Source organism: Spirosoma pollinicola (assembly GCF_002831565.1).
In the GTDB taxonomy this organism is placed as follows: Bacteria; Bacteroidota; Bacteroidia; order Cytophagales; family Spirosomataceae; genus Spirosoma; species Spirosoma pollinicola.
In genome coordinates this window covers 4,907,166-4,926,970 of sequence record NZ_CP025096.1, presented here as the reverse complement: position 1 = coordinate 4,926,970, position 19,805 = coordinate 4,907,166, and the positions used below count along the sequence as shown (strand labels likewise).

The 19,805-nt window shown below is 43.1% G+C and carries 14 protein-coding genes; 8 read left to right on the top strand and 6 right to left on the bottom strand.

Going from position 1 to position 19,805, the window contains the following annotated elements; translation table 11 throughout:
* Positions 1 to 81 precede the first annotated feature (81 nt).
* On the bottom strand, positions 82 to 1,149 hold the full coding sequence (locus CWM47_RS20725) for a Fic family protein (RefSeq protein WP_100990105.1): 1,068 nt from the start codon (positions 1,147 to 1,149) through the stop codon (positions 82 to 84).
* A gap of 166 nt (positions 1,150 to 1,315) precedes the next feature.
* On the opposite strand from CWM47_RS20725, the gene CWM47_RS20720 reads away from it, so the two are divergent.
* The 7 genes from CWM47_RS20720 (at position 1,316) to CWM47_RS20690 (ending at position 12,486) form a co-directional block, all read left to right on the top strand.
* Complete coding sequence (locus CWM47_RS20720) at positions 1,316 to 2,203, top strand: DUF2971 domain-containing protein (RefSeq protein WP_157816009.1); 888 nt, start codon at positions 1,316 to 1,318, stop codon at positions 2,201 to 2,203.
* A gap of 32 nt (positions 2,204 to 2,235) precedes the next feature.
* Positions 2,236 to 5,775 carry an NACHT domain-containing protein gene (locus tag CWM47_RS20715; protein ID WP_100990103.1) on the top strand — a complete coding sequence of 1,180 codons (3,540 nt, stop codon included), beginning with the start codon at positions 2,236 to 2,238 and terminating at the stop codon, positions 5,773 to 5,775.
* 84 nt (positions 5,776 to 5,859) lie between these two features.
* On the top strand, positions 5,860 to 6,648 hold the full coding sequence (locus CWM47_RS20710; protein WP_157816008.1) for a hypothetical protein: 789 nt from the start codon (positions 5,860 to 5,862) through the stop codon (positions 6,646 to 6,648).
* A 303-nt stretch (positions 6,649 to 6,951) separates the two neighbouring features.
* Entirely contained in the window at positions 6,952 to 8,604 is a 1,653-nt protein-coding gene (locus CWM47_RS20705) for a hypothetical protein (protein WP_157816007.1), read from the top strand.
* Positions 8,597 to 9,430, top strand: coding sequence for an exonuclease/endonuclease/phosphatase family protein (locus tag CWM47_RS20700; protein ID WP_100990100.1), 834 nt, complete (start codon positions 8,597 to 8,599; stop codon positions 9,428 to 9,430). The genes CWM47_RS20705 and CWM47_RS20700 overlap by 8 nt, the downstream gene beginning before the upstream one ends.
* 569 nt (positions 9,431 to 9,999) lie before the next feature.
* Positions 10,000 to 10,857 carry a DNA/RNA non-specific endonuclease gene (locus tag CWM47_RS20695; protein ID WP_100990099.1) on the top strand — a complete coding sequence of 286 codons (858 nt, stop codon included), beginning with the start codon at positions 10,000 to 10,002 and terminating at the stop codon, positions 10,855 to 10,857.
* 465 nt (positions 10,858 to 11,322) lie between these two features.
* The gene (locus CWM47_RS20690; protein WP_100990098.1) at positions 11,323 to 12,486 is read left to right on the top strand and encodes an acyltransferase family protein; all 1,164 of its coding nucleotides are present in this window, start codon (positions 11,323 to 11,325) and stop codon (positions 12,484 to 12,486) included.
* An 87-nt stretch (positions 12,487 to 12,573) separates the two neighbouring features.
* Here CWM47_RS20690 and CWM47_RS20685 read toward each other — a convergent pair whose 3' ends face one another.
* From CWM47_RS20685 to CWM47_RS20665, 4 genes are all read right to left on the bottom strand, one after another.
* Positions 12,574 to 13,050: a hypothetical protein gene (locus tag CWM47_RS20685; RefSeq protein WP_100990097.1), complete on the bottom strand. Its 477-nt coding sequence runs from the start codon at positions 13,048 to 13,050 to the stop codon at positions 12,574 to 12,576.
* A gap of 145 nt (positions 13,051 to 13,195) precedes the next feature.
* Positions 13,196 to 14,923, bottom strand: coding sequence for a hypothetical protein (locus tag CWM47_RS20680; protein WP_100990096.1), 1,728 nt, complete (start codon positions 14,921 to 14,923; stop codon positions 13,196 to 13,198).
* Positions 14,924 to 15,189: 266 nt separating this feature from the next.
* On the bottom strand, positions 15,190 to 15,894 hold the full coding sequence (locus tag CWM47_RS20670) for a hypothetical protein (protein WP_100990094.1): 705 nt from the start codon (positions 15,892 to 15,894) through the stop codon (positions 15,190 to 15,192).
* Between the two features lie 90 nt (positions 15,895 to 15,984).
* Positions 15,985 to 17,247: a replication initiation protein gene (locus CWM47_RS20665; RefSeq protein ID WP_100990093.1), complete on the bottom strand. Its 1,263-nt coding sequence runs from the start codon at positions 17,245 to 17,247 to the stop codon at positions 15,985 to 15,987.
* A 733-nt stretch (positions 17,248 to 17,980) separates the two neighbouring features.
* On the opposite strand from CWM47_RS20665, the gene CWM47_RS20660 reads away from it, so the two are divergent.
* Entirely contained in the window at positions 17,981 to 18,799 is an 819-nt protein-coding gene (locus tag CWM47_RS20660; protein ID WP_100990092.1) for a hypothetical protein, read from the top strand.
* A 162-nt stretch (positions 18,800 to 18,961) separates the two neighbouring features.
* Here CWM47_RS20660 and CWM47_RS20655 read toward each other — a convergent pair whose 3' ends face one another.
* Positions 18,962 to 19,666: a hypothetical protein gene (locus CWM47_RS20655; protein ID WP_100990091.1), complete on the bottom strand. Its 705-nt coding sequence runs from the start codon at positions 19,664 to 19,666 to the stop codon at positions 18,962 to 18,964.
* Positions 19,667 to 19,805: the final 139 nt, after the last annotated feature.

Here is a 19,805-nt window from a genome sequence, read left to right as displayed (position 1 = left end):
GGCTGGAAATCTTCTTAAGCCTTATATAGCAGGGTATTAATAGGGCAAGCTGTTTTGAATAAAGATTTTCAGGTATTTAAACTAATTAGATTTCACTAAATACACTGTTGCCTTCAACTCGCCAAGCCGCTCAAGTATCCCCTGTTGGACCATATATTGTAAGTCTTTTTTTAGCGTATTTATTGATACGTCTGGTAGTAGAATAGCCAAATCGCTAATCTTAACGGGTTGATGATCTTGTAGCACTGCCAGTACCTGTTGTTGACGCTCGTTCAGGTACCCTCCTTTATCCTTGTATAAGGCATACTTGCTTTCTAATCGACTTGTCAATGTCAGCAAGCAATCCAGGAAGAATACCATCCATTCTCCGATCACCTCCTTATCTGTACTGCGGTATTGCTGACCTGCCATTAACCCGCGATAGTAATCTACCTTCCGCTGTTCGATGATATTTTCAAAGGAAACATATTGAGCAAAATCATACCCCATTTTTAGCAAAAGCAATGTTGTCATAAGCCTTGACAATCGACCATTGCCATCCTGAAAAGGATGTATTGACAAGAATTCATAGATAAATAGCCCGATGACTAGTAGCGGATGAATTTTACCGTTTTCTAAGGCAACACGAACCCAGTTAACCATTTCATACATCTCAGCTTCGGTCAGATGGGGAGCCGTTGTATTGAAGATGACCCGCTGACTCCCGTCTGGATAATTGGCCACGACTTGGTTCGAGAGCGTTTTATAACCTCCACGATGCCGTTGGTCCTTGTTGCTATAACGGAGTAAGATACCGTGCAGTTGCTTGACATAAGCTTCCGACAGGTCAATCTCTTTGGCATGATCTAGAATCAAATCTAATGCTTCATAGTAGCCGAATACTTCTTGCTCATCCCGGGTTTTGAACTCGGTAATCTTTACATTCCGGACTAACTTTTCAACTTCATCATTGGTGAGGATTGCTCCTTCAATTCGCGTTGATGAACCAATACTTTCGATTGTCGCTACTCTACGCAGCTCTCTTAAGTATCGATTATTTTTTTGCTCAATAGCGCCCCACTTTCCTCTAAAGGCGTCAATCAAGCCAATTCGACGAATTACCTCCTGCGTGGTAGCAAAGTCAAACTGAAGTTTATTCTCGAATGTCATATCTGTATTGTATCTGTATTTTATCTGTAAATCTAGTATATTTAAGTCGCTTCAAGAGCCATACTTTAATATGTCTTGGTCCATACAGTTTATTGGCCGAGAAAAGAATTATGATTAAATGATATTATATAAATACTTATCGCGTTTCGAAGTCTTAACCAGTGGTATGCTCCGATTTACGCAACCGGGCTCCTTTAATGATCCATTTGAAGTAACACCCCACATAGACGCTCTGGTGGAGAGGAGCAAAATAACTTCATTTGGTGAAACGCTCTTCACAGGGTCAAACTTTGAGCAGGAGTTCTTCGCTCACTTTGGTCAAAACATTGACCAAATCATACAGGAACATAATTTACCTGCTGAGATTAGCTCATTGCTTCAATCAACAAAACCTGAAGATGCCTTAGCGATTGTCCAACCCTTATTGATGTCAATCTTTAACGAATTTGTGGGTTTGGAGTCTGAGGGCATGAAAGAACAATTTCAGGATACATTACAGAAAGATATGAATAGCCGGTTTGGCCTCTTGTGTTTAACTGAAAAGTCTGATAACGAATTGATGTGGTCTCACTATGCGGATTCTCATAAAGGTTTTGCTATTGGCTTCAAATCAGACCATCCTTTTTTTAACCAGCGTAAATCGGAGCGCGATCAGACGAATTGTTTACAAAAAGTAATTTATAATAATAGAAGGCCAAGCCTTGCTTTAGTCAATCCAGATTTATCCGAAGAGGAAGCTATCACTACGCTTGTACGCGAAATCTTTTTAAAGAAAAGTATCAAATGGAAGTATGAGAAAGAGTGGCGGATCATTAAATTACTGAATGAGGCTGACTTAGTCAAACAGATACCAGGAGAGCAAATCTATTTATTTAACTACCCAATTGACTGTATTGATCGGATAGTGTTAGGTGCCAAATGCACTACAACACAAAAAATAGAGGTAATTAACTTAATAAAAGACAAAGCTGAATCAACATCCATCAAGCTCTACGAGTGTATACTTGATCGTACCTCCTATAAAATTGGATTAAACGAAATAGATCCTCTATAACCGATTTTAAGCTATCGTAGCGCTATAAAGCTTTGGAAAACTTCATCAATCTTAATCGCTTGTTTAACCAATTACCGATTGACTATATTGATGGGTCAACGGATGATGACATTGATTTAACTGAATTTAATCGCTTTCAGGCAGGCGCTTCGCTCGGCTGGAAAGAACTAGTAAACGAGTATCGTGTTGTAATACTCGCAGAGGCAGGTGCAGGCAAAACACAAGAAATTCGCCATGCCACTCAGACGCTCCGAACAGAGAATAAATTTGCTTTTTTCATGCGCCTGGAGCATGTAGCCGATGATCTGGAGAGCGCTTTTGAAGAGGGTACGTACCAGGAATTTCAGAACTGGTTAAATTCAAACGAAGAAGGATGGTTACTGCTTGATTCCGTAGACGAAGCCCGACTAAAAGATCCAAAGGACTTTGAACGGGCAATTCGTAAACTGTATTCACGCATATCGATAGCTATTCAACGGACACATATTGTCATTACCTCACGAATATCTGCGTGGCGACCAAAAACCGATTTAAAGTTCTGCGAAACTCAATTTCCCGCTGTCTATACAGTTTACAAAGAAAATAAAATTGAGATCGGGGAGGAAGATATTTCGTTAAAAGAAGCCCGTTCATCTTCTCTGCAAAACGGATTGAATAATACACCTGATGAGAAGAAGGAAGGCTTCAAAGTCTATTCACTAGCTGATTTAACGGGCAATCAAATTACTACGTTTGTCACTACGAAAGGGGTAAAAAAAAGTGCTGATTTTTTACGCGAGCTTGAAAGACAGGATGCCTGGGTATTTACCACTCGACCTCAAGATTTAGAGGAACTGTTAGCGTTCTGGAATGATAAACAGCGTCTAGGTACGCGGTTTGAGTTGATGGAGCACAGTGTACAGCGAAGACTGGAGGAACGTGATCAGGACAGACGAGAGTCAAAGCCGTTTACGATAGAAAAAGCGCAAAAGGGTGCTCGCCTGCTGGCTTCAGCGTCCGTTTTGAGGCATGAATCCGCAATTCGAATTCCTGATGGAACTAATAACTTGAGAGGCATCGATGTAAAGTCAATATTAACCGATTGGGATGATACTGACTGTCAGATTTTGTTGAGCCGTCCGATATTTGATGAAGCTATCTATGGTACGGTCCGCTTTCATCACCGATCGGTGCGGGAATACTTAACGGCGGAATGGCTTTCTGAACAATTAAAGAATGAGGGGTCCAGGCAGAAAATTGAACACTTGTTTATTCGCACTCAGTATGAGCAGGAAGTAATCATACCTTCCATGAGGCCAATCCTGTCATGGCTGGTTTTATTCGATCAGCAGTTATTGCTAAAAGTATATAAGCTCGAACCAGAATTGATTCTGGAGGGTGGCGATCCAAGCAGAATTCCTATTGACTTAAGACGAAAAATACTCGCTTCAGTCTGTCAAAAACTAGCTTCTAGCTCATCCTACAGGTCCTTTGAGCAGTTGACTGCTGTAAAACGTTTCGCTCTACCCGATATGGCAAATGATATTATCCATTTGCTGGAAGAATATAAGCATAATTCAGATATTACCTCTTATCTGCTTGATCTGGTTTGGCAGGGGCAAATGAAAACGGCCTTACCAATAGCCCTGGGTTTCGCCTTAGATCATAATGCTGAAAGGCATACCCGGATAGCCGCTATACGAGTGGTAAAGGAAGTGGGTACGAAAGAGGAATTAAATGCCGTTTGTACTTATTTACTCACGGATGAAGCACCCCATGACAGGAGGCTCTTGGCTGAGTTAGTCAATAGTTCAGATGGCTCTCAAGAGTCGGCCGCTTGGCTTTCAAAAGCGTTAGCGAGCACACAGAATGAAAAATTATACGATTCCGATCCGCTTGGTTATTCCTTACTGAATTTTGTTAAGCGTGCAGATCTGGACGCAGTATTTACTTTAGTCAAAGGGATTGATACGCTTTTACGTTGTCAGCCAGTTTTTGAGCGCAGATATTGTGAGATATCGCAGCAATATGGCTGGTTAATGCACATCAGCCTAAAAGCAATCGAGAAGTTAATTTTCAACAAGCATTCAACTGTATTCACTTCAGCCAGTTTATTTGCCCTCACTCAGGCTCCCTCATTTAGTTCGCATGAAAGTTATAGGACTTGGGCACCCAGTCACACTATTCCAGCGCTCCTATCTGACTGGCAGGAACTGAACCATGCTCTGTTTTGGAAGGATGTTGAAGAGACTCGTAATTATTTTGAACGGCATGAAAAAGAACCGCTGACTAACTTTTGGCAAGTCTCTGGTATTGACGGGTTTTGGAAGTTTTCGAGTACTGATTTTCAGCTTATACTAACTGATATTTCCAACCGTTCACTTTTGGCTGATCGACTAGTCGCTTTATCACTAGCATTTAAATTATATAAAGAAAATGGAAGTCCAGCGAACTGGCTAAACGGGCTTAAAAAGGCAGTAGAACATGAAGATGAGCTAAAGAAAAGACTAGACGAATTTGTGAATCCACCAGCTCCGTCTGAAGAATATAAAAAATGGCAAAAAAGAGAAGCTCAGTGGAAGCGTCAAGAAAAAGGGCAAGAGAAGAAGCGTCAGCTGGTTCACGACCAAAACATAAAATGGCTGAACGAGAATTGTGAAAAACTGCGTGCAAATGATTTAAATGAGGGGGCAGTCTCTAAAGCTCAGTATTACCTGTATGAACGCCTACGAAGTCTTTCTAAAGCCGATTCAGCAAAACCAGCTAGCCGAAATTGGCAAAGTTTAATAAAAGACTACGGCATAGAAGTTGCCAACGCTTTTCATGATGGCTTGTTAAGTTTTTGGCGGACTTATACCCCTTCGCTCCGATCAGAAAAAGGCAAAAAAGATACCAATTCAGTTGGAATTGAATTTGGGTTGTCAGGACTTGTATTAGAATCAACTGAAATGACGGACTGGCCACAAAACCTGAGTAGTGAAGAGGCTGAGAGAGCTTGCCGGTACGCTTTTCACACATTTGGTGGGTTTCCAAGCTGGTTTCCAAAGCTTTATAAGTACTTTCCCTTGCTCATTAATCAATTAATTATTCAAGAAATTAGCTGGGAATTGGCACTAGAAAAAATTCCAGAAGGAGAGGATTATACTTATATATTAAATAAAGTTAGCTGGGATTGTGAGTGGCTATGGGATAGTATAGCTAGACCGCTTCTGGAAAGGCTGGAAAAAGAACCTACGAACATAGTTAATCTACAATACATGTTAAAAGTAGTTCAGGGAAGTTCAAAGATCCCAGATATTGAACTCGCTCGACTAGCTGACAAAAAATGTAATACACTAACCTCTTTGCAACATCTTCCTTATTGGTATTCCACCTGGATAAGCCTGGAGCCTGAATCGGCGGTAAGGACCTTTTCGGATCGTCTGGCTGAGCTTTATGCCGAAAATCAGAAAGAAGCCACAAAGCTGGCCATGCAAACAATTGTGGCCCTTCTCGGGGGAAGGCGTTCAGGGGCTAGCGTAAGAGAAACCTTTAAATCACCAACGCACCTGAAGAACCTGTATCAGTTGATGCATCATTATATCCGGGTTTAAGCGGATATTGATAGAGCCAACAAAGGAGTCTATTCTCCTGGATTACGCGATGATGCACAGGATGCCCGTGACAACTTGTTCTCCATGCTTAAACCTATGCCGGGTAAAGAATCCTATTTAGCCATGATGGAATTGGCCCAAATACACCCGGCTGAAGGCTATCGAAAGTGGATGAAAAAAAATGCCAAAGAGCGGGCAGAAATGGATGCAGATAGTTCGCCCTGGACAGTTAAGCAATTCAGCGAATTCGCGAAAACATTGGACTGCACACCCGCCAACCACCGTGAACTATTTGATTTAGGGGTTCAACGGCTGTTAGATCTTAAGCATAATCTTGAAGAAAGTGATAGCAGCGATTCATCAACACTGGCATTGGAAGAGGAGGAAGTTGGTATTAGACGAGTTATAGCCAACTGGTGCCGAGGCCGTTCCATGGGTAAATACCTGATTACGCAGGAGGAAGAATTTGCCGACGCAAAACGGCCAGACTGTCGTTTTCATAGTTCTCTCTTTGATGCTCCGGTTCCGGTCGAACTCAAGCTAGCCGATAATTGGAGTGGACCAGATTTCTTCGAAAGATTAGAGAACCAGTTATGTGGAGACTATTTACGGGACAATCAATCTAATCGAGGCATATTCGTGCTGGTATATCGGGGGCAAAAAACAAGTTGGCAATTACCAGATAGCAGGATAGAAGCGACATTTTCAGAGCTTGTTACCGCATTGCAAGAACATTGGGAAAAACTATCAGCTAGTTATCCTAAGATTGAGCAAATTACAGTAATCGGTATTGATCTGACAAGACGGATGAACAAAGTGAAAACCAAAAGAAAGAAATCAAAGATTACTTCTGACTCTTCGGTCGAGATTTAAACTCTTTAAGGTCAACTAAAATGCTCAGGCGCTTACACACACGGCCAGAACCAAAAATGGGAAAAATCGAGATGACGTGAGGAATTATTGCATAAATAATCCTGTCGCCGATATTGGATGGCGAGTTAATAAGGTTTGAACGTGCTTAAATTTTGCAATGTTAAAAACATCATTCGAGCATTCACTTTAAGTAATTGAAAATAAAAAGATTGGAGTATGATTAAAATTGATAATGATACTGCTCGACTATTAAATACTATCTTAGGTCTAACTGTACCTTCTACTACGTTTCCTCGTAATCTAATGAAAACAGATTTTGGAGGAGAAGACTGGTCAGCTTATCCCGCCACATTAGTCTTTGATGATCAAGTACCAAAGCTCAATTATATTCTACCAGTTGAAGCACAGGGTTCAGTGCAACAAAACACTGATAATAAGTTATGGGGAGCCCCGTTGTATGCGGCTACAGAGAATGGTGAAACCTTTTTCTCTAAGTTGACCTATTACTCGGATTCAACAACTGAATACGGTGGACCTAATAAAGGGTTTAGAGTTAATTTAGAATCTTTGTACTGGCAGTTATTCCAAGATGAAATTTTCCTTTGGGTTGGCCAACTTTCTGAAAAAATCCCTTTTTCACGTGGTAATCTACGTTTGGAAGTGGAAAACTTTTCCGCTTCTCAAGGGCATTACTATTTAAAGGGTGATATCTATACCTATTATATATTAAGACAAAAGGATACTAACCTATTTGTAATAGAAGCTCCCTCGGCTATTCTAAATCACGCAATAGTTGACCGCGATTTATGGGGAATCAGTTTCTGTTTGGGCTTTCCAATTACCTGTAAATTACTTACAGGCTTTAATCGAGAAGGGAAAATAATAGGATACGCTGGTAGTAATTTTGGTTTCAATAAGATCAAAAAAAATAGCCAACGCCCGCCTATCCCGTACAAGCAGAATGTATTTTGCTTACCCGAATTATTTGAGAAAATAACTCAAAAATTAAGTGAAGTAGCCAAAAAGGATAATGCTACCAATTATTTACTAGATGTACTTTGGTTATACGTCGAATCAACAGCGGAGACGTGGAATACAAGCAGAGAATTAAAACTATTTTATGCCTGTTTGAATGCCGCAATTTGCATTGTGTATTCAAATTTAGATGGTCTGAAAAATAACGAGTCTAAAGTCAGAGATGTAGAGGAGTTGTTAACTCAATTTACAGATAAACAGTCCACTGGTCTCTCTTCTTTACAGCCGATCCGAATTTTTCAAGTGGCGGCATCTTTTGCAAATATCGAAAATGTAACAGACCTAATACAATCGGCTAGAATGAGCTATTCGGCTTTAATGAATGGGCAGCCAGAGGATTTAGAGGCAAGCAAGGAGCGACAAGACAAGCTAATTAATTTATGCATAGCATTGCTCGCTCATTACGTTGGATATACAGGCCCAATCTATAATGGGTTGCCTCAACCAATAATCCCACTCCCCACATATGAAATGACTGATTCGACTCTAGAAACATATATTGCACACACGGCCAATCTGATGCCATTAGAGGAGATAACGAATTTATGGCCTGTTTTTCAGGAGCCTACAATTCCCAAAAACTCGCTAGTTGGCTTAGTCAATAATTTTGCTAAAAGCCTGGCCCCCCGCACTGAAAATCGAGTTAGGGCTCGACTTGTTCCCCTTCCATCCTTTGGCCAAGACCAACCAAAATTGTTTGATTTTATTATAGAGTCAACTAGATATACTTTGGCCAGCAATATTCTATTTACTATTCGTCAGATATCAAATACAGCCCCATTAGAAATAACAAACTGGGATGAGGATGTCCCTACGATTGCCACAGAACAGCAATTAATACCCTTTTTAACCTCTGTAGCTTCCTCTGAACGGACAAAAGAACTAATCGAAAGATTACTACTAGCAATCCCTAATGAGTAAAGTATATATTTCGATCTTACAATGGAATATGGGAGATAGTCCTCATGCAACTAAAAAGCGAGGAAACTATCAAGAACGAGCCCAAATTCTTACCGACTTATTAACCGGGCATAATCCGACATTTGTAACCTTACAGGAAGCCGATCGTGTCGTTCTCTCATATGCGAATTTAAGAAGTTACGAACTTTATAACGGACCACCTGGGCTGGTAACACTAGTTACGAAAGATAAATATAAAACAAATGAAAATTTGACTCGTAATGATCGATACCAATTACTCGCATTAGATTCAATAAGCCGTACAGATAAAGGTATTAAGATTATTAACTTACATTTACCTGCTTTGCACAAAAGCGATGACCAAAAGCGAGAATTCCTGCGAAAGGATATGCCATTTATTAATGCATGGCGTACGAAACATGAATCACTATATGAAATATTGTCAGGGGACTTTAATTTGCCTCCTTATGATATTGTAATTATGGAAGAAACGGGGGTATTTGCTAACCGAGACTTGAAGCATACAATAAAAACTACTAGCACGTTCGGGTTTGGAAGAGCATTATACAATACTAGTTGGCAAGTATTTGGGGGAACTTGTGGGGCATTAGGAACATATTATTATAAGACGCTACCGCATGGGCCTTGGCATATTCCTGATCAAATCCTAATCGATCCTAAACTGATCGGGGATGCGTTAGTACAAGTTAAAATTCTTACTGATGCGAATGGTCAATCGCTTGCCACAAAAAAAGTATTTGCCCCTAATCGAGATAACTCTTCTGATCACTTTCCAGTATTGGTATCGATCTATGCCAAATCCTAAATATTCTCTTTTTAAACGTCTACAACTTAGAGCGGAAATAGTGGTAGATTTTAAATGATGTTTTAGCCGTGCTATACTATATACCCCACTTTGAATGCAGTAAAATATGCTCATATAAAATTATTATGGTGAGAACTAGAAAGCTAATTGGCCCTAACGCCTTTTTAGATTTATTAGCAGAAAACGTTCATTAAAACATCATCTTGACCAAAAACGCTGAACGATTAAAATGAACGGGTTTATTGAACGCAAAAAGAGCCTTTTCAGCCCCTACCCTCCTGCTCAGCCACCGGTCAGAAAAACCTCCGAATAAAAGTAGGACAAGTCAGTTGATGAGCGTTCCGTTCATACTTGGCCAATCTGCGCCACATAGGTTCCGATCTGTTCCAGTTCTTCCAAGCGTCAGGTAGCGAGGTGGTCTCGTCGGCGGGCCAGATCCCGGTAGTGTTGTAGACCCTGCAAGCGACGAAATGCCACCAGCGGAATAGGCGAGTGTTGCAGTCGGGTAAATAACCCGTTGACTCGACATGAGTGCTTAAGGCGGACGAAGCTTCCTTATTTTTATCCCTATGAAGTTAAACAGAATACTCATTTTCCTGCTGCTCGTTAGCGGTTTTAGCCAGTGTAAGCAATCAGCGGTTTCCCCTCCGGTTACCACCAGCCCAACCCGAGATGATAATCTGGCGATGGGCAATCCCGATGGGGCCAGACCGCTGGAGTCCAGTCCAAACGCCTACTTGATTACCCGGCCAACCTACAGTGTTTCCTATAACCAGTCAACCGGTATTGCCAACTGGTGCAGCTGGCATCTGAGTGCAGCATGGAAGGGGTCTGCTTTACGGTATGGCGGTAGTTTCATTCCGGATCAAAGCTTGCCCACTACCTGGTATCAGGCTCGCCATACGGACTATACCAATAGCGGCTTCGACCGAGGTCATCTCTGCCCCTCTGATGATCGGGATAGTACGGCCCAAGAGAACCAGACTACCTTTATTCTAACCAACATCGTCCCTCAAGCCCCTCAACACAATCGGCAGGCCTGGAAGAATCTGGAAGATTACACGCGTGGTTTGTTGGCTCAAGGGAATGAGGTCTATATCATAGCGGGCACTTATGGGAAAGGGGGCGAAGGTGATAACGGCAAAGTAAGTAGTATTGCCAACGGTAAGCTGACAGTTCCTGCTGTACTGTGGAAAATAGTGGTTGTGTTGCCGGTCGGTTCAGGGGATGTGAATCGAATTAGCGCGCAGACGCGGGTGATAGCCGTCTGGATGCCCAATACCAATACGACGGGCCTGCAGCCCTGGACGCGATACCGAGTTAGCATCGATGAGGTCGAAAAGCAGACGGGTTATAACTTCCTGTCGAATGTGGCGGAAAGTATTCAGCGAGTGGTTGAAGCGAAAGTAGATCTTGAAGGAATATAGAACGAAGAGAATGCAGGGACAGATAAGAGAATACAACATTTCACTTCTGCTACGAACTGGATTCCGGTGGTAGGTCATGCGACGGACGCCGAACCGTGCCGTTGCGGAACCGCTTAACTGTTACGAGGGCTTCTAAATGATTAACCCTTATATCTAGTCAACTAACTTTGAATGACCAAGTCAATCCTTCCTTAGCGTATAGGTTTTCCAATTAATTGTTCCAGGCCGAACACGAAACTGGTGAAATCCTCAGGGTATGCGTTTGAGCCAACGCATTCTAGCAGCATGGTCTGGATGTAGATGAATAAACTCCATTTTATACCATTAAGGTATGTACTCTTAACCCATTGAGCTTTAATTATAGTTTACATATCTTAATAAAATTTGACCGAAAAAAAACTAAATTTACTATCCAGATTGAAAGTATTATGAATAGTCCTGTGCTTATATAATCCCTTAAATGCCATGGCGACAATCAAAGTACGCTATTTCCCTGCGTTGACAGGTTTGAGAGCCTGGGCAATATGGCTCGTCATCCTTGATCATTGGGTTGACGGGATGCATGATTATGGCATGGTAGGAAACGCAGGGGTTTCACTGTTCTTTGTTTTAAGCGGCTTTTTAATAAGTCGCATCTTATTAATTGAAAAACAACGGGTTGATCTAAGTGAGGAGCCGACTTCTCTTCGAAGGTTTATAACTCCCTTTTTAAGACGACGAGCCTGGCGTATTTTTCCAATTTATTTTCTTGCTTTGACAGTCTTATTGGTGACGGGTGACTCAGTGATCTGGCATCAAGGGATACCTTTTTTTACGTATACCGCCAATTTTTTTCTGGTCATTCACCCAGTACCTCATCTGGATCACCTGTGGTCTTTGTCGGTTGAGGAACAATTATATATTCTAATGCCTTTCTTAATCTGGCTGACGCCCAGCCAGCAGCTACCGAAGCTCGGATTGATCCTGATTATCATTAGCTTATTCTACCGGGGCAGCAGTTACCTTCTTTTCCCTGCAGCGATTTGGTGGCCAGCCAGCTATTGCTTGCTACCAGGCTGTTTGGATGGGTACGGAATAGGCTTACTCGTTGCCTGGTACTGGCTCTACAAACCTGAAAAGAGCCAATCGTTTTTCAACTCATCGATACTCCTGAACAGTTTATTTATCGCCTGGCCATCGGTTATTCTGGCTGGCCTGCTTTGGCAGCTTACCGGTCGGGGGTTATTTTATTCGCCAGGCATGGCCGCTGGCCTACGCTTTACGGTATCGCTCTACGGGGGATACTTGGTTGGCTATTGCCATCAACCCCTTGGCGTGCTGGGCCGGCTGCTTCTGCTGAATCCCGTTTGTCAATACATTGGCCGGATCAGCTACGGGTTGTATTTGTATCATAATCTAATCTTTACTATTCATACCCCGCAGCAAAGCTATGGCCGGCTGGCCTGGTTGAGAGCGGCTGACATTCTGCACATTAGCTCCGCTAATGGATTGACAGAAATTGTATTCTACTCGGTGCTACTCATCTGTATAGCCACGTTATCCTGGTTCTTAATTGAAAAACCATTGTTAGGTCATACCCACAAAAAAAGCATTTCGATCAAAGCCACGCTGACTACTAGTGTAGACTAACTGAAAATCAATTTGCGCTCCTTAAAACTATAAATGGGATACCGATGTGTCGGTATCCCATTTATTTACTCTAAATATAAGCTACAGCTAATACGAAGCTTTTTTCCAGATCATTGGCAGGCCGATGCTAACGGTAAATGCAGCGATTAATACTAAGCGGATCGTGAAGGAGTACGTTTGATCTTGAAGTGAAGAAACGGCGCTAACCATAAACAATAGAAAACCAAGCGAGACGGCTAACGCAATAGAATCCGCCGTCAGAATTCCTTTGGCATCGAGTGGAATAACCCAGGTAAACAGCAGACGGATTCCATACCAGACATTCCAGAACCAACAACCGTATTGGATCATTTCCAACGCGAGAAACAGGTAATATTGCCAGGTATCATCCAGGGGACTGCCTAATATCGACTGCCCTAGTGTGACCAATGCTCCAATCGATTGAGTGGTCAGAAAAGCAATAATCAGGCGGAAAAAAAACGGCCGGAGCGGAATGTCCGGGATAATCAAGTTGAGCAGCGGTGCCAGCCGGGTGTAAATGATAGAACGATCAAAAGGTTTCATAGAAGATCAAATAAGTAGACTTGATGACTGACTACAATTGCCTGATACCCATCCGGAACAGCGTACTCTTCCCTGTTTTGAAAAGTAAAGTAGCACTAATGAATGGGGCGTCGAGTTTTAACAAACCATAAAGTGTATATTGCCATTACTCTGAATTATTTGCTGTGAACTGCTTAGCAATAGCTGTTATGTCAGCCTCGTATGAATGAGCGTTTGACATATCTTTTATAATTGGTTTGTGAGCAGTTGGCTGTCCGAGAAAATCGTTCAACCGTGTATAGGTAAAGTAAACGTCCTCCCCTGTTTTTATTCGAAGAACTTCCAAATCGGTCATGCCAAGCTTTTGACACAGTGCCAGCGACTCCTCCCCATTAATCGTCTCTTGCCAGCCAGGAATTAACCCATTTTCCAACACGAACTGCGCCGATCGGGCCAAGTGATACATTCCCTGCGCATGCGGAGTTAACTCACGGGTGCAGATCACCGAAAAGAAAATAGTAAAAGCCGCGCTGTTCAGGACACTCCCCTGAACATGCGTTATGTGATGATTGGCATTAATCAGCGCACTAATTCGTTTGGCCTGAAAGACGTTACCTCCGTTGGAGCAAAGATGAATCTGCAGTTTGGCATCTGGTGTGTCAGCGGTATAATCCGCGTAAAAAGCTTCGTATAATAAAGCAAGGTCCTTATAAGCTTTTTCGTCAATCTGATCTAAACTAATAAAATAGCAGCGCCTTTTCCAGCAAGATACTTTTAAGGATTCCAGTCGTTTAAGACCGGCAATTTTATCAGTTATTAGCTGGGTAAGGTGACGTCGGTGTTTGGTGACGGCAATATGGGGATCAGCCGTGTAGTTTTCATCATAAAAAGGTACGTAAGCCGGCCGCACGCGTTTGCGACACGCTGAGCAGTAATGAGTGCCTTCATCTGTTTCTTTTTTCCGTTCAGCTAACGCCCGGCTAAAACAGTTGGGGCAGGCCTGAATGGAATGCCAAGGTAAACTACTTAGTAAATCGATGTCAGATTCAGCTAATCGATTGATCAACTCCTCCGTAGTAAATCGGTTAAGATTCGCTAAGCTGCCCTGTTTGATTGACGTATCTTCTTCAGGAGCCGACAGGGGAGCATTGAAATCAAGTGGATCGAATGTGCCAACTAAATTTAGGCTGATTTTTTTCAGAAATTTGTTGGGCGTAACCTGGTTACTTGCTACCAGCAGTGATCCTACATCCGGTGGGCGCTCATCTGTTTTTCCCTTGGTTGCCGGAGCCAATGGGCTAAACTCACAACCCTCATCAAATGTGTCTTCGTAAAGCTCACTCGGTATACTCAGGGTCGGTTCCAGTTCGACATTCCCCGCATTGATGCATTCAGCTTCTTCATCTGCCGGCATTTTTTTATAGGGTATTAATTGACAGCAAATGGTAGAGTCAACAAAGCGGAGCAGAGCCAAATCCATTTCTGCCTCGAAGGTAGGAGCCCCCAAACCATTAATTTGCTTCTTATAGTGAGCGTCGAATAGAGGTTTTGATTCTAAAAGGATACGATATAATTCCTCACTAGTTTCATCAGGGTGCAAGCCCCAGTTATCCATGAGATAGGTTAGCAGAAAGGCCGTGAAATAGCGAATATTAAATTCGACAAAATAGGTGTGACGAGCAGTATGTTCCATGAACTGATCGTGCCAATACCGGGTATAGGCAGAATCAAATAGTCCAGGCTTAAATGAGTCAACCGGGCGCGTTTGGGAAGAAAAAATTCCACGCTCACGACACGTTTCAACAACGAGGACAGCTTGGGTCAGTTGTTCATCCGTTAACGTTAAATACTGACGATAAAGGTCATTGGGTAGTTTTATCGTATCGACTTTCATAGTTTATGATGTTTGAAACGGACATGTTGATCAGTGGTAGTGGAGAAACCCCCGCCATTTTTCGACTACTAGCCAGATTACCTCTATCACTGGGCTAACCCATTGCCACAGTAACCCTAGAAAAACGTATCCAAAGAATAGCCATATCCAGGTGGAATCCACTACACTCTCAATCGACAGAGACCTCATTTTTTTTCGGTCATCTAGGTTAGCTACTACCTTATGTTGAGCGACCATACTGTTCATTTGTTTTAGTGTTCGTTAAGCTACGATTCAAGTCCATCAAGAATGGCTAACAGTTCGCCTCCTGTCAAAATGACAACTGGTGACACGGGTGCGGATGTCAAGGGTGAGGTACCCAGGTAGATTAAAAGTCCCATCAGGTTTTCCAACTCACACGCTTTATTAAGTCGACTAAAACCATAGCGGGAGTAGGTATTCCCCTCTAGCTGAATGGATACCAGAACCGGTCGGCCGTCTGCTGTAAATACATTACCCGACTCAATGCGTGGTTCAAGATTCATCATGACCTCTTTCATGGGTCGGCTTAACCGCCCTTTATAGGACGGTTTGGTCAGCGCCTCCGTTTTGTCGAGTATCACAAAATCACGGTTAGGTTCAGTCTCCTTCAGGGGAGGCAGCTCGTAGCGCAGAGCCGGTTCATCCATGCGAACGACGTAATTTACCGCCGAGAGGGCCAGCAGAATCAGGTCGTGTAAAACCGTTGCATCCAGTTGACGCAGAAAATTTAACCGGGCGGATTCTAGAATAGGTTGCTGCTGAAACTCTTGCAGGGAAAGCAGTGCCTGGTTTAAGCGGCTGTTGGATTGGTTATCCAAGTTACAGGATGTAGGCTGCCGTTTTGATGGATGCCGGCCACCGGCTAACATCCACCAATAATAGATGAGCCAACCGATCAGGCCAGTAAAAACCAGAAGCATAATGCCGCGCTGGTTGGGTGTTATATCCATAGCCGTGACTACTTAATTTTTAAAAAAAGGTTAAACGCAGTAAGTTTAGAAGAAATAGGGTACGCGGTGCGAGCTACGGAGTAGCATGACTTATAGAGGAGCCGTATGCCTGGTCGAGGAGGTACTTAGGTTGGCCGAACGGCCAAACACACTGGTCGCAACGTAAGCCTCATGTTTTTCCTGTTGCACGTAACCTGCTTCGACGTAAGCGTCGGCCCTGAGGAACAAGTCCAGTAATTTCCGCTCCACCAGGATACGATCTTTTTGCCACGGCTGGAGCTTAGGGTAATATTCCTGGAGTGTCTTGGCGGTGAACGTCAGCTTATCAGCATAACTCATTGTATTTATGACACCAAGAAGCTTTTCCAACCGGGCTTTTGCCGCCGGATCGTCATCATTGACCTGCTTGGCCGCTGTTGAGCAGATGGTGAACTGAATGTGGGTTACCTGACGATTGACTGATTGTACCTGGTAGGTAATCTTCATATCTCCCAGCAGTTGTATTTCGTCTATGGCCGGTTCAATCATCCGTCGTTTAATGTTCGCAAATCGATCGTAACTCCCTTTGTAGTCACTTTTTCTGTCGTTTTGATTGGGTACGTCCATTAATTTCCGGAAATCCTCAATAGCGATCGTCCACTTCCCGCGCCACTGATGTCGGGACAAGTAGCTATACATAAGCTGCGAATACTCTTTTTTAAGTAAGAGCGCTTTCTGGAGATTAAACTGAGCAAAATCATTACCCAGCTTCAGGAAGGCCTCCGTCAGTTTCGGATTCAATTCCAAAACCATCAGTCCTTCGCCCATCAGGTACTGCGTATCAAAGATGTGAACCGACACCTGATCGCCTTTGGGATTAACCCATTTAATTCGCTTCTCAGACAAAGAACCCAGCGTCTTTTTGACATCGGTTACGCTAATATTCACCGTTGCGGTTTCATCCTTACAAGGCCGCAGGCGTGATCGGTGAAACTGAAAAGACAATCGTTGTTCAAGTAGTGGTTCACTCTGGGGGGTTGCCTGCTGGAGATATTGATAATTCTTTAAGGCCCCCAGTACAAGCCAGTATAATCGTCGTTCCAGCACATTGAGTTTGGGCAGCGCCTGGAGTAAGCGCATGGGTTCCCGAAACATCTGTTGACGAAAGGCCTGGTTTAACTCGACGGAGTAATTCGCTTTGGTGTTATTTGGCGTATACCCCTGCTCGAAAAACTCGAACAGATTTAGCTGAACCGCTGAGGAAACCACCACCGGGGGACTGCTTCGCTTTTGCTTAACGGGACGCTTCTGGGATTCAGCCAGGATCTGCTTCAGCGGCAAAGGCAGGGATGTGATATCAGATTTTGATGACATACGCACAAGAGAATATTTCTTTAACCCCTTTATGTATGGTCAAATATAATTTTTTTTTCGGCTCATAAAAGTCAAACTAGAATATTTACCACTATAAATATTTCAGAAACCTAACATTGTGAAGATTAAATGATTTTTTTTTCGGTTAGATTTTGTGTAATTGGTTGATGTACCCTGTGCGCCCGGAACCAGCATGTGTGCTTTTATCGCGGTAGACCAGGGTCCTTACAAGTCAAGCAAATATGTGGATAAACCGGATTTTGCTTAGCGGATTTGTCATTCTAGTTATTCAGTTTCTAGCGAATCTGTCGCGTGAAATGAGCGAATTTGTCACCTGAGATTAGCGAATCTGTCGTTTGAAGCTAGCGAAACTGTCGCTTGAGGTTAGCGGATCTGTCTTGTGAACCCGGTAAAACTTAGCGAATTAGTCACTGAACTATGAATTTAGTTATTATATAGCGTTCAACATCAATTAGTTAGCACGATGTTTTTTTCCCTGTATTATCTATTCAATCAGTACAAAGTAGTAAAAAGTAAGTTTAAACTATAAAAAGACTGGCGGCTTAGAAAAAAAACTAAAAGATCGGTGGATAAATAAGGCCATTACTTAACTGGTTGGAGGAGATCAGATAAAATTGTCAGACATCGATTAGTATTGCTTGGTAATATTTACCTTCAAGTGTAATATTGCGCAACATACTAAAATCAGTTGGCCAACAATAGTCAAGCAATCATGGAAAATGAGGAACAAAAGCCAAAGCGGAAACCAAAACGGAAAGTCTATGAAAGCGATCATTATTTGTATATGAGCGCTGAACTGCTAAAATGCATTCAGCAAGTACCACACCTGCGGCCCGAAGGCTGGAACCTGGAAGGGCCAGAACCCGATGATTGCGAGCTTCGCTACATAAGCCGTGAACATGCACCCCTTTTTTACCCCTGGGAAGAATTTGATTGCCGGACTATTAAATTAATCAATCTGCGAAAACCCGCCTGCCGGCTCACCTTCTTTCGAACACATCGGTATTTTCTCAAAAAAGCCGAAAAAATTACCCGTCAAACCAAACTCGATACGATTCAGGAGGTGATTCAGAAATTGCAGCAGGATCTGGACAAACTCGATACACAAACGTTGTTCGATGTACCCACCGATCAGCACAGAGTCGTGCAGGATGAACTTAATGAGTGGAAACAAATTGCCCAGCATCCGGATCGGTATGACATAGCCCTGTCAAACTATCATAAGGAGTATATTTACAACACGTTGAACTATAAGTATTTAGTGGAGGACCCAACGGATGGCTACCGAATGGCTAACGAAACGGTTCATTTACTAAAAAACCAGTACGAAAAAGATCGTAGTAAAGGCCGGGCCCAGGCCGTAGCGCAGATTCGCTACAATATCGTTTTCATCGATCTGGAATCCATCGTCCAGCCTGATCCGTATCAAAACAAAGTAATTCATCGCTACCTGGAGGGCTTTCCTATTCGCACCGACATGTACTTGCATCACGTGTACGTTCGTCCCTCATCCGAAGAGAGGATGGATTGAGGCAACAACCTCACCAACTCATCTAAATTATATAACAGGGAAAAGAAGTTAGGCCATTCTTAGATGTGACCAAAAAAAAAGCAGAAACCTTTCAAAAAATTCCTGCTTTATGCGTATTTTACTGCCTGATACAACGAGAAAACAATGGTCTCAGCGACGTCCCTACCGATTCAGCAGCGTCCCCGTCGATCGACGCGTAAAGGTAAAATGGCCCCACGGGTTGAGGTTACGGGGGTTCGACGTGGGGTCCGACTGCCCCGTGATATTCATCGCGATCTGACCATAGTCGGCCCTGGACTTATCCAGTATACGGCACAAGGTCATACCGTAACTCAACTCGGTTTTAGTGGCATATCCCATGCGGGCAACATGAATCTGATTCAAATCGAGGGCACTGCCAAACTGCCAGCTATCCAGGGTATACCCAGTGGCCTCATCTCCCGACTTGGTACGGTTAAAAACCTGAGTTACTTTAAAACGACCCAAATTTCGTTTAGGAATCTCACCGCCGTACCCGTTCCCCCAAAACGTAAGCTGAATAGAATCTTTGCCGATGGTGGGATCTACCTGCAAGTAATAGTTGCTTTCGATGCCTGGTGTATCGTAAGTCAGAAAGCCTTCATCCTTATAGTCCGAATTGTTGAATCGTTCCCAGCGGATGACGACTGCCTGGTAAGTACCCGACACAGCGACTGGCAAACTGGCATCATTGAGCAATTCTGTTTGCTGGGCTTTCAGCGTCAGCGCGTCAGGATCGCCGTCCGGGGAAACCCCTCCCTTTTTGCAGGCCGTTAATTGACCCATCAGCAGTAGCATCAACAGGGGGGCGATAAAGGGGTTGACTTTAGTAATTAGGACGTTGAGCATAGGTAAATAAAGCGAAAGTAGGTAAACACGGAAATACGACTTGAAAATTGGCGTGAATGTATATTTTTTTTCAAAATGTCAACCGTTAAGGAGTCAATTACGGAAAATAATCACCCGACCCGGTCTGGCGTGACCCGGA